Below are 14,663 nucleotides of genomic sequence, written 5' to 3'. Positions count from 1 at the left end.
ACGTCGCCAAGCAACTAAAAACACAAGTCTTTTGACTTGTGTTTTTTTATTTCCCATGAAATAGGTTAGGTTCTGTTAGTAAAAATGATGAAATATAGTAAGGGATTTTTTGAGCAGAAATATTAAGAAATTGATAAATAAATGGATAATCTTCAGAGCCATAGCTTCCAAGTAAGTCATACCACCAATCTGTTTCATACCTAGAAATCATGCTTAAATTATAGAGCAATAAATAATGAACAAGGAGTTCAGGTAATACTGGCTTAGGATTTCTAGGATCAGTCGTAAGTGGTAAATAATAAGTATTAGTAAGATGTTCATAGTATAAAGGAGTACTGTACATAGGATTCCATGATTGAATGGGCGCCGTAAAAAGTAAATTCGATTCATTAGTTTTCTCAGGTACGTGTCGCATTGATAAATGCTTACAAGATGTTTCAATGTAGCGAGAAAATCTCTCTTTAGTCATATGTAATCGATCTAGTAGGTTGACTGAAAAGGAGAGCTCATTTTTAATTGTTGAATCGATTTTATATAAAGTTGATCCTTTTTGACTATAGCGAAACAAATTTTGTAATTCTGGAATATTTCCCATTAGTTCTAGCATGTTAAATTTTTCTGCTTCTAAGTGTTTCATGTGAAACAGTTGTTCTGCAACATGAGTAAACAATCCGTTTTTTTGTATCTTCACCTCATCTTCTAAAAATTGATACCCTTGTTTTTTTCGTTTGCGAGTTGTAACGCCATGAGCTAAAACAGTAGTGGATTCAGGATAGTTAGGATCAATGGTTAGTAGACATGCTTTAAAAAGTTGACTAATTCCATAAAATAACAACATTGGTTGAATAGAAAATGGAGCTTTCTTATATAATTCATAATAATTTTTCCCGTGTTCTAGGTAATAAATAAAGGGATAACAATTTTCAAAACTTTTTTTTTCGGCATCCTGAATAGAGGATTTTTCATAACAACGGGCAAGATAACGTTGTACATTTTGAGATGAAAAAAAGAAACTTAACTGCTGCCAAGTATAAGATGTTTGATGCATATATTACGCTCCTTTTATTGTCTAAAAATTCTAACATATATATACGTCCTTGACAGTATTTTAACCAATTGATAAGCTACTAATAATAATTTCTGGTATCATAGGGGGAACAATTATGTGGGAATCTAAATTTGTTAAAGAAGGTTTGACTTTTGATGATGTATTACTTGTACCAGCTAGGTCAGATATATTACCAAGAGAAGTAAGTGTTAAAACAGTTTTATCTGAAAGCTTACAGCTAAACATCCCGTTAATTAGTGCAGGAATGGATACAGTAACAGAAGCTGACATGGCTATTGCAATGGCTCGCCAAGGTGGTTTAGGAATTATTCATAAGAATATGTCTATTGAGCAACAAGCAGAGCAAGTTGATAAAGTAAAGCGCTCTGAAAGCGGCGTTATTTCAGATCCTTTCTTCTTAACTCCAGAACATCAAGTATATGATGCAGAACATCTTATGGGAAAATATCGTATCTCAGGTGTACCGGTTGTAAATAATTTAGATGAGCGAAAATTAGTTGGTATTATTACAAACCGTGATATGCGTTTCATCCAAGACTACTCAATCAAAATTTCTGACGTAATGACAAAAGAACAGTTAATTACAGCTCCAGTTGGTACTACACTGGAAGAAGCTGAAAAGATCCTACAAAAGTATAAAATTGAAAAACTCCCTCTTGTTGATAATAACGGTGTATTACAAGGGCTTATTACAATAAAAGATATTGAAAAAGTAATTGAATTTCCAAACTCTGCTAAGGATAAGCAAGGACGCTTATTAGTTGGAGCAGCAGTTGGTGTAACAGCTGATGCTATGCTTCGTATAGATGCATTAGTAAAAGCTAGTGTAGATGCAATTGTACTTGATACAGCCCATGGGCATTCTAAAGGTGTTATTGATAAGGTAAAAGAAGTTCGTGCTAAATATCCATCATTAAATATCATCGCTGGAAATGTTGCTACAGCTGAAGCAACGAAAGCATTAATTGAAGCTGGTGCAAACGTAGTTAAAGTTGGTATTGGACCAGGTTCTATTTGTACAACACGCGTTGTAGCTGGTGTTGGTGTACCACAATTAACAGCAGTTTATGATTGTGCAACCGAAGCTCGTAAACACGGTATTCCAGTTATCGCTGATGGCGGTGTTAAGTACTCTGGTGATATGGTGAAAGCTTTAGCAGCAGGAGCACATGTTGTTATGCTAGGTAGTATGTTTGCTGGTGTTGCCGAAAGTCCTGGAGAAACTGAAATTTACCAAGGTCGTCAATTTAAAGTGTATCGTGGTATGGGTTCTGTCGGTGCGATGGAAAAAGGAAGTAAAGATCGTTACTTCCAAGAAGGAAATAAAAAACTTGTCCCAGAAGGTATCGAAGGACGAGTGCCATATAAAGGACCTTTAGCAGATACAGTTCACCAATTAGTTGGTGGCTTACGTGCGGGTATGGGATATTGCGGGGCACAGGATTTAGAATTCTTACGCGAGAATGCACAATTCATTCGTATGTCAGGTGCTGGCTTACGTGAAAGCCATCCTCATCACGTACAAATTACAAAAGAGGCTCCAAACTACTCATTATAATGTCTTATATACAAATAGACAGAGATTTGATATCTCTGTCTATTTTTTTTTGATTATGTTAGAATAACGGTTATGTGAGTACATAGATATTGGGGGTAACAAAAGTGAAAGGTATGTTTTGCAAAAGATTCATTGCTTTGGTAACAGTGATTACACTAGCTTGTAGCATTTTTATGCCATATAGCAATGCATCAGCTGAAACAGGAGCCGCTTTAAACATTGAAGCAGGTGCGGCAATTTTAGTAGAAGCGAATTCTGGGAAAATTGTATATCAAAAGAATGCAGATGAATTATTATCCATTGCTAGTATGACAAAGATGATGAGTGAATATTTAGTTCATGAAGCAGTGGATAAAGGAAAACTTAAGTGGGACCAGAAAATTAAGGTTTCTGAATATGCATATAAGGTTTCACAAGATGCTTCATTATCAAATGTTGCGTTAGAAAATGGTGGCTCTTATACAGTAAAAGAGTTATATGAGGCAATGGCAATCTTTTCTGCAAATGGTGCAACAATTGCATTAGCAGAAGCAATTGCAGGTAAAGAAGTAGATTTCGTAAAAATGATGAATGATAAATCGAAAGAACTAGGATTGAAAAATTATAAATTTGTCAATTCTACAGGTTTAACGAATAAAGATTTAAAGGGAATGCATCCTGAAGGAACAACAGCGGATGAAGAAAATAAAATGTCTGCAAAGGATGTTGCAACTTTAGCACAACATTTAATTAAAGATTATCCAAAAGTGTTAGATACAGCAAAAATTCCTAAAAAAGAATTCCGTCCAGAAAAAGAGAAGTTTGCAATGTCAAACTGGAACTGGATGTTAAAGGGCTTAGTTAAAGAATATGATGGCGTAGATGGTCTGAAAACAGGCTCAACTCCAGAAGCAGGAGATTGCTTCACTGGTACGGTTGAAAGAAACGGTATGCGTTTTATTTCTGTAGTTATTAAAACAAGTTCTCATACAGCACGTTTTGATGAAACAAAGAAGCTATATGATTATGGATTTGCTAACTTTGAAGTGAAACAAATGTATAAAAAAGGTTCTTCAGTAAAAGGACAAGAAACAGTAAGAGTAGAAAATGCGAAAGATAAAGATGTAGCAGTTCAAACGAAACAAGCTATTTCACTTCCAGTGCCAAAAGGAAGTAAAGATGTTTATAAAACAGAATTAAAAGAATCAAGTAAGGGACAAGAAGCACCTATTAAAAAGGGAGCTGCGCTTGGTCAAATGGTAATTACGCCAAAAGATACAAACGACCCTGGATTTTTAACTGGTAAGTCGTTGCAAGTGGATCTTGTAACAACATCTGAAGTAGAAGAAGCAAACTGGTTTACTCGTGCTATGCGCGGAATTGGTTCATTCTTTAGTGGTATGTGGAATAGTGCTGTTGATACAGTAAAAGGTTGGTTTTAAAAGCTCCTCATGGTAGGGGCTTTTTTTTTATTCCTATTTTTCATACCGACTTTATGAAAAAGTAGTAGACAAGCATCTGATAGTTAGTGGTAGAATGTAAGAGTATTCTTAATTTTCGCCTTTAACGGGGGAAAGCAATTCACCTAGGGGGGTTTTTGTACATGACAAATGTAACAGGGACAGAGCGTGTAAAACGTGGAATGGCAGAAATGCAAAAAGGCGGCGTTATTATGGACGTAATTAACGCTGAACAAGCAAAAATTGCAGAAGAGGCAGGCGCAGTTGCCGTTATGGCATTAGAGCGTGTACCAGCAGACATTCGTGCAGCAGGTGGCGTTTCTCGTATGGCAGACCCAACAATCGTTGAAGAAGTTATGGGTGCAGTGTCAATTCCGGTTATGGCAAAATGCCGTATCGGTCACCTTGTAGAAGCACGTGTATTAGAATCATTAGGGGTAGACTATATCGATGAGAGTGAAGTATTAACTCCTGCTGATGAAGTATACCATTTAAATAAACGTGATTACACAGTTCCATTTGTATGTGGTTGCCGTGATATCGGAGAAGCTGCACGTCGTATTGCAGAAGGTGCATCTATGCTTCGTACAAAAGGTGAACCAGGAACAGGAAACATTGTAGAGGCAGTGCGTCATATGCGCCAAGTCAATGCAGAAATCCGTCAAGTTGCGAGTCTACGTGAAGATGAGTTAATGACATATGCAAAAAATACTGGTGCTCCTTACGAAGTATTACTTGAAATTAAACGTCTTGGTCGCTTACCAGTTGTAAACTTTGCGGCAGGTGGTGTAGCAACACCAGCAGATGCTGCATTAATGATGCAACTTGGTGCTGATGGGGTATTTGTTGGATCTGGTATCTTCAAATCAGAAAACCCAGAGAGATTTGCACGTGCAATCGTTGAAGCAACGACTCATTATGAAGATTACGAACTAATTGCAAGCCTTTCTAAAGGGTTAGGTAATGCAATGAAAGGTATCGAAATTTCAACGTTATTACCAGAACAACGCATGCAAGAGCGTGGATGGTAATTAAAGGAGAACTTTAAAATGGTGAAAATCGGTGTACTAGGTCTTCAAGGTGCAGTTCGTGAACATGTAAAATCAGTTGAAGCAAGTGGTGCCGAAGCTGTTGTTGTAAAGCGTATAGAGCAACTTGAAGAGATTGATGGTCTTATTTTACCAGGCGGTGAAAGTACAACAATGCGCCGTCTTATTGATAAGTATGCTTTCATGGAACCACTTCGCACATTTGCAAAGTCTGGTAAACCAATGTTTGGTACATGTGCAGGGATGATTCTTCTTGCGAAAACACTTATTGGCTATGAAGAAGCACATATTGGTGCTATGGATATTACAGTTGAGCGCAATGCGTTCGGACGCCAAAAGGATAGCTTTGAAGCTGCGCTTTCAATTGAAGGCGTGGGTGAAGACTTCGTTGGTGTATTTATCCGTGCGCCGTATGTTGTAGAAGTAGCTGATAATGTTGAAGTGCTTTCTAAGCATGGTGACCGAATGGTAGCGGTAAGACAAGATCAGTTTTTAGCTGCTTCATTCCATCCGGAATTAACAGATGATCATCGTGTCACAGCATACTTTGTTGAAATGGTAAAAGAAGCGAAAATGAAAAAAGTTGTATAAGTAACTTGCAACTTGTATAAGATTATAGTAAATTGATGGTAACAATTTTATAAAATAAGCGTGTTGATAGGAAATAGTAACAAATGTTGTTTCTTATAGAGAGTCGATGGTTGGTGGAAATCGATAGAAACAGTTTGTGAATCCATCCTGGAATGGAATGTGGAACATCTTTTGGATTAGTAAGCATTCCCGGTGAAGAGCCGTTATTTCTACTTGAGAGGAAAGCGGTAATGCTTTCAACTAGGGTGGCAACGCGGGTTAACTCCCGTCCCTTTATATAGGGACGGGAGTTTTTTGTGTTTTATAAAATAAAAGGAGGAGTATATAATGCTTGATATTAAATTTTTACGTACAAACTTTGAAGAAGTAAAAGCGAAATTACAGCATAGAGGTGAAGATCTAACTGATTTCGGACGTTTTGAAGAACTTGATACGAGAAGAAGAGAACTACTTGTTCAGACAGAAGAATTAAAAAGTAAACGTAATGAAGTGTCTCAACAAATCTCTGTATTAAAGCGCGAAAAGAAAGATGCAGAAGCTCTAATTTTAGAAATGCGTGAGGTTGGAGAAAAAGTAAAGGATTTTGATAACGAACTTCGCACAGTTGAAGAAGACTTAGAAAGATTAATGTTATCTATTCCAAATATCCCTCATGAGTCTGCTCCAGTCGGTGAAACAGAGGATGATAATGTAGTAGCGCGTACTTGGGGAGAAGTGAAAGAATTTACTTTTGAACCAAAACCACATTGGGATCTTGCTACTGATTTAGGAATTTTAGATTTTGAACGCGCTGGGAAAGTAACAGGAAGCCGCTTCGTATTTTACAAAGGTGCTGGTGCAAGATTAGAGCGTGCTTTAATTAGCTTTATGCTTGATCTTCATACTGATGAGCATGGATATGAAGAAGTATTACCTCCATATATGGTAAACCGTGCAAGTATGACAGGAACAGGACAACTTCCAAAGTTTGAAGAAGATGCATTCCGTATTGAAAGTGAAGATTATTTCTTAATTCCAACAGCTGAAGTACCTGTAACGAATATGCATCGTGATGAGATTTTAAATAAAGAGCAATTGCCTATAAGATATGCTGCATTTAGCTCTTGCTTCCGCTCTGAAGCAGGTTCAGCTGGTCGCGATACACGCGGTTTAATTCGCCAGCATCAGTTCAATAAAGTAGAGCTTGTGAAGTTCGTAAAACCAGAAGATTCTTATGAAGAGTTAGAAAAATTAACAAATGATGCAGAACGCGTGTTACAATTATTAGAGTTGCCATATCGCGTTATGAGCATGTGCACAGGCGATTTAGGATTTACAGCAGCGAAGAAATACGATATTGAAGTATGGATTCCAAGCTATGGCACATATCGTGAAATTTCTTCTTGTAGTAATTTTGAAGCTTTCCAAGCGAGACGTGCAAATATCCGTTTCCGCCGTGAGCCAAATGGAAAACCAGAACATGTCCATACATTAAATGGATCTGGTCTTGCAATTGGACGTACGGTTGCAGCTATTTTAGAAAACTACCAACAAGAAGATGGTACAATTATAATTCCAGAAGTTCTTCGCCCTTATATGGGAGGAAAAACAGTTATTAAGTAAATTTAAACATTCATCGGTATGAGTGATTGGTAATTATGAGCGTTGTCAGTACTGTAATGTAGGAAGGGGAAAGTAAAATTTTCCTTTCCTCATAATTTATTTTAGTAGGGTTGACTAACTGTTTTTCTTTTGATATTATATTTGATGTCAATATGGAGGTATACCCAAGTCTGGCTGAAGGGATCGGTCTTGAAAACCGACAGGCGGCGAGAGTCGCGCGGGGGTTCGAATCCCTCTACCTCCTCCAGATATAATTGACAACAGCGCATATAAGTGGAGATTGGAGAACTCGTTACCAACACGTAACGAGTTTTTATTTTAAAACCAATCATAAAGTATGGTGTAAGGTAATTTTGTCCTTATTACACACTCATATTCCGATGATTATCTTCATAGATATGAAAGGAGTCAACATGGATCTTATTATACAAACGTTTCCTTTAGATGGAAAAACTTTATATTATGTACAATGTCCTGTCTGTAAGAACAATAGAATTTTAAACAGTGGTGCAAATGTGTCACGCATTATAAGCGATGATACATTCCGTAAACTTTGTGGTTGCACTTGTGATGTAAAGCAAGCTGAGACAAAAGTAGAGGCACCAAAAAAGGTTGAAAAACCAGCTGTAAAGAAAGAGGCAGCTCCAAAACGTACAGGTAAAGTATTAACGGCAGTAATTAACGGGAAAGAAATGACTGTTAAAGAGATTGCTGAAGCATACGATATTAGTACAAGTACTGTTCGTCAGCGTATTAACGCAGGAAAACCTGAGAGTGAAATTATTGCTCCAACAAAGAAGAAGTAATTTAATAGGAAAACCCGTGCATATGCACGGGTTTTTTATTTTACAAGTTTACGTGTTTGTTTTAAAAAATGGCCAATTTTTTTAATGATTGGTTCGATTGAATCACCATCTTTTAAAATATCGTACTCATTAATATTTAAGCGTAATACAGGACATGAATTAAAGTTGTTAATCCAGTTTTCATAACGTCCATGCATTTCTTTCCAGTACTCAATTGGTGTTTGCTGTTCCATTGGGCGCCCACGTTCTTGAATGCGATCGACAATATCATCGAAAGAACCTTCTAAGTAAATTAATAAGTCTGGATGAGGGAAGTAAGGAGTCATGACCATAGCGTCAAATAAACCTTTGTATGTTTCATAATCAGTTTCCGTCATTGTACCTTTTTCATGATGCATCTTTGCGAAAATTCCAGTGTCTTCGTAAATGGAACGATCTTGAACAAAACCGCCACCATATTCAAAAATTCTTTTTTGTTCCTTAAATCGTTCTGCTAAAAAGTACACTTGTAGGTGGAAGCTCCAGCGAGTGAAGTCCGCATAGAATTTGTCCAAATATGGATTGGAATCTACTTTTTCAAATGATGTGCGATAACCTAAAGCATTAGCTAATGCAGTTGTCATAGTTGATTTACCCACACCTACCGTTCCGGCGATAGTGATTACTGCATCATTGGGTATATCATATTTTTGCCTTAAATTCATTATTATTTCGACTCCTTTAAGAGAGTATTTTGAAGGGCAGATAGGATGACGTTTAAATCATCAGGATTTTTTACAAAATCCATATCGTCTCCATTAAATTTCAATACTGGTATCTCCGGATGATCTTTTCTAAAAGTATCCATTGCTGTTTCATAATCTTTTGTGAGCTGTAGTAAGTAATTTGGATCCATGTTTTTTTCAAATTCTCTTCCGCGCAAGGCGATTCGTTTTTGCAATGTTTCTAGGCTAGCTGTTAAATAAACAATGACATTTGGCACAGGCATATCTTGTGTAAGGATACGATAAATTTGCATGTACTTGTCATATTGAGAGTCTTTTAATGTGCGGGATGCAAAAATTAAATTTTTAAAGATATGGTAATCTGCTACTACTGGTTTCCTTTGATTCAAATACTTTATGTTAATATCTTCTAATTGTTTGTATCTATTACAAAGAAAGAACATCTCTGTTTGAAAACTCCATTCGTCGATGTCTTCATAAAACTTTCCTAAAAAGGGATTTTCATCAACAATCTCTTTTAGTAAGTGGAGTTGCATGTGAGTTGAAATTTCCTTCGCAAGTGAAGTTTTTCCAACACCAATTGGTCCTTCAACCGTGATAAATGGTACTCCGGTCACGCTGTTTCCTCCTTTCAATCAGTGATTTACCGTGACTACTAAAAACACAAAACAGAATTATTGTAGCACAAGAGGGAAGCGAGTGGGTTAATTTGATATAAAAAGTTAGAAAATAGATATATGTATTAATTAAATTTTATTTTGGATGACGATGTTATATTTGCTTTCAATGTAGTTTCCATTATTTTTAAAGCATGTATATTATCTTGGTCGTTGTTAGAGGCGATACAATCCTGTGGTACATACAATTTATAATTTCTCATATGAGCATCATTAGCTGTAAATAGGATGCATATATTCCCGGCAACTCCTGTTAATATTAGATTTTCTATTTTTAAATAACCTAGTAATGAATTTAAAGGTGTTTCATAAAAAGCGGAATAATGTGGTTTAATAAAAATGTAATCATCAGAACTTGGAGCAATCTTATGAATTATATTTTCACTATATTTATTTGTACAATGAGTAATAAGTTGGTCGATATCAGATCTCCAAAGTTGATAATGGTCATTAACGTAAATTATAGGATAGCCGAAGGATTTCATTTTTTTCTTTAATTGTAAAATAGGGTTTGTTATAGTTTCGCATTTTTGAGCTAGAATGGGTCCGTGGGAAAATTGAAAATCATTAATCATATCGATAATGAGCAAGGCGGTATTTTTCATATGTAATCCCTCTCTTTTTCTTTTAGGGTGGATTGAATTTGTAAAAGTTATCCCCTGTGCAGTAAATGGAAATAAGTGTACTTTATTTGTAATGAAAGGACTATGTTATGGAACAAGATCGAGATATTTATTTTATGCAATTAGCGATAGAAGAAGCTAAAAAGGCGGAGGAAATGCAGGAAGTACCAATTGGAGCAGTTATAGTGTTAGATGGTGAGGTAATTAGTGTTGCTCATAATTTAAGGGAAACTGAGCAAAGATCAATAGCTCATGCTGAGTTGCTAGCGATAGATGAGGCGTGTAAAAAATTAGGGACATGGCGTTTAGAAGATGCAACATTGTATGTAACATTAGAACCTTGTCCAATGTGTGCGGGTGGAATTGTTTTATCGCGAGTGAAGCGAGTTGTATATGGTGCAAGTGATCCGAAGGGCGGATGTGCAGGGACATTGATGAATCTTTTAACGGATGAACGATTCAATCATCAATGTGAAGTAGTAACTGGTGTACTTGAGGAAGAATGCGGTACGTTGTTAACAAACTTTTTTAGAGAGCTTCGTAAAAAAAGAAAAGCGATAAAAAAATTGGAGAAAAGCAATGGGAACTAACGTATTTGCATTTTATAAAGAAACAAGTTATACTGATAATGCCTTTAATGAAGGCAACCGAATATTGGTTTTAACTTTGCCGTGCTAAGCGGGGAGGTAGCGGTGCCCTATACTCGCAATCCGCTCTAGCGAGGCCGAATCCCCTCTCGAGGTTATGTTGCTGTAAGGTCTGCCTTAAGTAAGTGGTGTTGACGTTTGGGTCCTGCGCAACGGGACCCCGTGAACCTTGTCAGGTCCGGAAGGAAGCAGCAATAAGCGGGTCTTCTCGTGTGCCGCAGGAGTGCCTGAACCGAGCTAACTGCTTGAGTAACGCTTATGGTACGTAATCGACGGAGGGTGCACGGCAGTTATATATGTATACAAAACTCACCTTAATACAAAGGTGAGTTTTTTGTATAGAAAATAACTTTTGGAATCTATAAACAGAATGGGTTATAATAAATGAGATAATAACCTTTGAGGGAGGCCGTATTTTCGTGTCATACCAAGCGTTATACCGAACATGGAGACCGCAAAAGTTCGAAGATGTAGTCGGTCAAAAGCACGTGACAAAAACGTTGCAAAATGCCCTTCTTCAAGAGAAAGTTTCACATGCTTATTTATTTTCTGGTCCGAGGGGAACAGGAAAAACGACAATTGCAAAAGTATTTGCAAAAGCAATTAACTGTGAACATGCTCCGGTAGCTGAACCTTGTAATGAATGTCCTTCTTGTTTAGGAATTACACAAGGATCCATTTCAGATGTATTAGAAATTGATGCGGCTTCAAATAACGGTGTAGATGAAATTCGAGATATTAGAGATAAAGTAAAATATGCTCCAAGTGCTGTAGAATATAAAGTATACATTATTGATGAAGTTCACATGCTTTCTATGGGTGCATTCAATGCGCTTTTAAAAACCTTAGAAGAGCCGCCAGGACATGTTATCTTTATTTTGGCGACAACAGAACCTCATAAGATCCCGCCTACAATTATTTCGCGTTGTCAGCGTTTTGAATTCCGAAAAATATCAGTGAATGATATTGTTGAGAGATTATCAACAGTCGTGACGAATGAAGGTACGCAAGTGGAAGATGAAGCATTACAAATTGTTGCACGTGCTGCTGAAGGTGGTATGCGTGACGCGCTTAGTCTTATTGATCAGGCTATATCTTATAGTGATGAGATTGTTACGACAGAAGATGTATTGGCGGTAACAGGATCTGTTTCTCAGCAATACTTAGGCAATTTAGTAGAATGCATACGTGAAAATGATGTATCAAGAGCATTACAGATCATAGATGAAATGATGAGTAAAGGGAAGGATCCAGTTCGTTTTATGGAGGATTTCATTTACTATTATCGTGATATGCTTTTATATCAAACTTCACCGCAACTAGAACATATGTTGGAACGAGTAATTGTAGATGATCAATTCCGTAAGTTGAGTGAAGAAATGCAACCGGAAGTGATCTATGAGATTATTCATACCCTTAGTAAGGGACAACAGGAAATGAAGTGGACAAATCATCCGCGTATTTTCTTAGAAGTTGTTATGGTGCAGTTGTGTCAACAGTTTATGATGCAAGCAAACGGTACGGATCGTTTGCAAGCAATTATGAACAGGATGCAGCAATTGGAGAAAGAGTTAGAGCAAGTCAAAAAGAACGGTGTGCCAGCTGGTGTACAACAGGAAGTAAGAGAGACACGTGCAACACCAAAACCCGTACGAACAGGAAGTATGAAGATTCCTATCGGGCGTGTAAATGAAGTATTAAAACAAGCGAAGCGTCAAGATTTAGAACAATTAAAAGCTGTATGGGGTGAGTTGTTAGGAAGACTCAAATCATATAACAAAGTAGCGTTTGCTGTTTTACTAGAAAATAGTGAACCAGTGGCAGCTTCAGATGACACTTACGTTTTAGCATTTCAATATGAGATTCACTGTAAAATGGCGAGCGAAAATCGAGAAGCTATGGATACAGTAGAACAAGCTTTATTTGAATTGCTAAGTAAAAGGTTAAATATGATTGCCATTCCAAAAAGTGAATGGGGTAAAATCCGTGAAGACTTTTTACAACGTGAAGGTGGAGAGTCTGAAGAAAGCCCGGAGAAAAAGGAAGACCCTCTTATAGAAGAGGCAGTGAAATTAGTAGGACAAGAACTCATTGAAATAAAAGAGTAATAATAATTAGGAGGAATTAATTATGATGCGTGGCGGAATGGGAAATATGAATAACATGATGAAACAAATGCAAAAGATGCAAAAAGACATGGCGAAAGCACAAGAAGAGCTTGGTGAAAAAACAGTTGAAGGTACAGCTGGCGGCGGAATGATTACAGTTATTGCAAATGGTCACAAGCAAATTCTTGAAGTGAAGATTAAAGAAGAAGTTGTAGATCCAGAAGATATCGAAATGTTACAAGACTTAGTGTTAGCTGCAACAAATGATGCACTTAAAAAGGCCGATGAGCTATCAAACTCTACAATGGGTAAATTTACAAAAGGCTTAAACTTACCAGGTGGAATGTTCTAGGGGGATATTGATACATGCATTATCCAGAGCCAATATCAAAACTAATCGATAGTTTTATGAAGTTGCCAGGTATCGGACCGAAAACAGCGGTTCGATTGGCATTTTTCGTATTAGATATGAAAGAAGATGATGTGTTAGGTTTTGCGAAAGCACTTGTAAATGCGAAGCGAGATTTAGCGTATTGTTCTGTATGTGGACATATTACTGATCGTGATCCTTGTTATATTTGTAATGATTCGCATCGAGATCAATCAGTTGTTTGTGTCGTGCAAGAACCGAAAGATGTAATCGCGATGGAAAAAATGAAAGAGTATCAAGGTGTATATCATGTGTTACGTGGTGCGATTTCTCCTATGGAGGGAATTGGACCGGAAGACATTAATATCCCGCAACTCTTAAAGCGACTACATGATGAAACGGTACAAGAAGTAATATTAGCAACAAACCCTAATATTGAAGGGGAAGCTACAGCGATGTATATCTCCCGCCTCTTAAAACCTACAGGCATTAAAGTAACTCGTATTGCACATGGTCTGCCAGTTGGTGGAGATTTAGAATATGCAGATGAAGTGACACTATCGAAAGCGTTAGAAGGTCGCAGAGAAGTATAAGAGGAGAAACAAAAATGTTCTTTCAAAAAAAGGGTAAATTGCGTAAAGAGTATGATGATAAGTTAATTGTACTTTTGGAAAAAGTGAAGAATGAGTGGTTACGTCAGAAGAGAATGGTTGAACAAAGTGTAGAACCATCTCAAGATGTCATTTGTTCTTTGAAGATAGCAGAGGCGAAATATTTCTTCTTGTTGAAAGAAGCAAAGCGTCGTCCTGTAAAAATGGAACAATGGTAAAGGGTTCTGCTTTCTAAGCAGGCCTTTTTATTTTATTTGTTAAAATGCTGAGGTGTTGTTTCATTTTGTTTATATGAAAGAGATGTCGCTTATGATAACTGTTCTTTTTTATTGTCTTGTCCCATACAAATAGATGTATAGGTCATTCATAAGGAGGAAAAGATGAATTCTACAATTATTATTGTTGGCATTCTTACTTTAGTGTTTATTTTTCTTGTTTTTGGTGTTGCCTCTAAGCCATTGCGTTTTATAGGTAAGGTGATTTTTCATGTTACTTTAGGCATAGCGTTGCTTTTTATCGTAAATGTTGTAGGGACATATTTTGATTTTCATATCCCGATTAACATGGGTACAGCAGCAATAACGAGTTTATTAGGCCTACCGGGTGTGGCAGCATTAGTGATTATTAAGCTTTATATTATGCCAAGATAAAATTATTTTGGCGTTTTTTTTAAAAGTGTTGACTATTAAATGATTAGTATGGTAAATTAATAAGCGTCGTCAGGAACGAAAGAAAAAAGTTGTTGACAGATTTAACGAGAAATGTTAAATTATAAAAGTCGCTGAAAC

Annotated in this window: 16 protein-coding genes, 1 tRNA gene, 1 other RNA gene and 1 other annotated feature; of the genes, 14 read left to right on the top strand and 4 right to left on the bottom strand. The window is 36.8% G+C overall.

All coding sequences use genetic code 11. From position 1 onward, the window contains the following. Positions 1-46: 46 nt before the first annotated feature. The gene (locus DN403_RS21285) at positions 47-1,048 is read right to left on the bottom strand and encodes a YaaC family protein (protein ID WP_000554297.1); all 1,002 of its coding nucleotides are present in this window, start codon (positions 1,046-1,048) and stop codon (positions 47-49) included. A gap of 115 nt (positions 1,049-1,163) precedes the next feature. Between DN403_RS21285 and guaB the strand changes: the two genes are divergently transcribed. The 7 genes from guaB to DN403_RS21250 all read left to right on the top strand — a co-directional run bounded on the left by guaB (position 1,164) and on the right by DN403_RS21250 (position 8,114). Next, on the top strand, positions 1,164-2,627 hold the full coding sequence (guaB, locus tag DN403_RS21280; RefSeq protein WP_000264089.1) for an IMP dehydrogenase: 1,464 nt from the start codon (positions 1,164-1,166) through the stop codon (positions 2,625-2,627). A 113-nt stretch (positions 2,628-2,740) separates the two neighbouring features. Then, the gene (dacA, locus tag DN403_RS21275; RefSeq protein ID WP_127057751.1) at positions 2,741-4,048 is read left to right on the top strand and encodes a D-alanyl-D-alanine carboxypeptidase DacA; all 1,308 of its coding nucleotides are present in this window, start codon (positions 2,741-2,743) and stop codon (positions 4,046-4,048) included. Positions 4,049-4,209: 161 nt separating this feature from the next. Beyond that, positions 4,210-5,097 (top strand): pyridoxal 5'-phosphate synthase lyase subunit PdxS, encoded by an 888-nt coding sequence (gene pdxS, locus DN403_RS21270; protein WP_000186158.1) that lies wholly within the window; start codon positions 4,210-4,212, stop codon positions 5,095-5,097. 18 nt (positions 5,098-5,115) lie between these two features. Continuing rightward, the gene (gene pdxT, locus DN403_RS21265; RefSeq protein ID WP_000238785.1) at positions 5,116-5,706 is read left to right on the top strand and encodes a pyridoxal 5'-phosphate synthase glutaminase subunit PdxT; all 591 of its coding nucleotides are present in this window, start codon (positions 5,116-5,118) and stop codon (positions 5,704-5,706) included. 54 nt (positions 5,707-5,760) lie between these two features. After that, positions 5,761-5,982: a binding site (T-box leader), on the top strand. A 51-nt stretch (positions 5,983-6,033) separates the two neighbouring features. Continuing rightward, positions 6,034-7,308 (top strand): serine--tRNA ligase, encoded by a 1,275-nt coding sequence (serS, locus tag DN403_RS21260; RefSeq protein ID WP_000884174.1) that lies wholly within the window; start codon positions 6,034-6,036, stop codon positions 7,306-7,308. Positions 7,309-7,462: 154 nt separating this feature from the next. Next, positions 7,463-7,555 (top strand) — tRNA-Ser (locus tag DN403_RS21255). A gap of 166 nt (positions 7,556-7,721) precedes the next feature. After that, positions 7,722-8,114, top strand: a complete 393-nt coding sequence (locus DN403_RS21250; protein WP_000364195.1) for a sigma factor-like helix-turn-helix DNA-binding protein — start codon at positions 7,722-7,724, stop codon at positions 8,112-8,114. A 35-nt stretch (positions 8,115-8,149) separates the two neighbouring features. Here the strand turns inward: DN403_RS21250 and DN403_RS21245 are convergent, their stop codons facing one another. From DN403_RS21245 to DN403_RS21235, 3 genes are all read right to left on the bottom strand, one after another. Continuing rightward, positions 8,150-8,818, bottom strand: a complete 669-nt coding sequence (locus DN403_RS21245; protein WP_001053585.1) for a deoxynucleoside kinase — start codon at positions 8,816-8,818, stop codon at positions 8,150-8,152. Positions 8,819-8,820: 2 nt separating this feature from the next. Next, positions 8,821-9,456, bottom strand: a complete 636-nt coding sequence (locus tag DN403_RS21240) for a deoxynucleoside kinase (protein ID WP_000148217.1) — start codon at positions 9,454-9,456, stop codon at positions 8,821-8,823. A gap of 125 nt (positions 9,457-9,581) precedes the next feature. Then, on the bottom strand, positions 9,582-10,121 hold the full coding sequence (locus tag DN403_RS21235) for a cysteine hydrolase family protein (protein WP_000798738.1): 540 nt from the start codon (positions 10,119-10,121) through the stop codon (positions 9,582-9,584). Positions 10,122-10,228: 107 nt separating this feature from the next. Here DN403_RS21235 and tadA point away from each other — a divergent pair, with 107 nt between their 5' ends. From tadA to DN403_RS21195, 7 genes are all read left to right on the top strand, one after another. Then, the gene (tadA, locus tag DN403_RS21225; RefSeq protein ID WP_000434341.1) at positions 10,229-10,729 is read left to right on the top strand and encodes a tRNA adenosine(34) deaminase TadA; all 501 of its coding nucleotides are present in this window, start codon (positions 10,229-10,231) and stop codon (positions 10,727-10,729) included. A gap of 79 nt (positions 10,730-10,808) precedes the next feature. Beyond that, positions 10,809-11,073: signal recognition particle sRNA large type (ffs, locus tag DN403_RS21220), an RNA gene on the top strand. A gap of 132 nt (positions 11,074-11,205) precedes the next feature. Continuing rightward, positions 11,206-12,894, top strand: coding sequence for a DNA polymerase III subunit gamma/tau (gene dnaX / locus DN403_RS21215; protein ID WP_000121560.1), 1,689 nt, complete (start codon positions 11,206-11,208; stop codon positions 12,892-12,894). 25 nt (positions 12,895-12,919) lie between these two features. After that, positions 12,920-13,246, top strand: coding sequence for a YbaB/EbfC family nucleoid-associated protein (locus tag DN403_RS21210; protein ID WP_014894853.1), 327 nt, complete (start codon positions 12,920-12,922; stop codon positions 13,244-13,246). A 14-nt stretch (positions 13,247-13,260) separates the two neighbouring features. Then, positions 13,261-13,857: a recombination protein RecR gene (gene recR / locus DN403_RS21205; RefSeq protein ID WP_000559169.1), complete on the top strand. Its 597-nt coding sequence runs from the start codon at positions 13,261-13,263 to the stop codon at positions 13,855-13,857. A gap of 14 nt (positions 13,858-13,871) precedes the next feature. Further along, the gene (locus tag DN403_RS21200) at positions 13,872-14,093 is read left to right on the top strand and encodes a YaaL family protein (RefSeq protein WP_000466019.1); all 222 of its coding nucleotides are present in this window, start codon (positions 13,872-13,874) and stop codon (positions 14,091-14,093) included. Positions 14,094-14,255: 162 nt separating this feature from the next. Then, positions 14,256-14,525, top strand: a complete 270-nt coding sequence (locus DN403_RS21195) for a pro-sigmaK processing inhibitor BofA family protein (protein WP_001089273.1) — start codon at positions 14,256-14,258, stop codon at positions 14,523-14,525. The last annotated feature ends 138 nt before the right edge of the window (positions 14,526-14,663 follow it).

Origin of the sequence: Bacillus sp. AY2-1, from assembly GCF_008368965.1 — a bacterium.
In the GTDB taxonomy this organism is placed as follows: Bacteria; Bacillota; Bacilli; order Bacillales; family Bacillaceae_G; genus Bacillus_A; species Bacillus_A thuringiensis_S.
The sequence above is the reverse complement of the archived record's forward strand: the minus strand, read 5'-3'. Positions and strand labels throughout refer to the sequence as shown.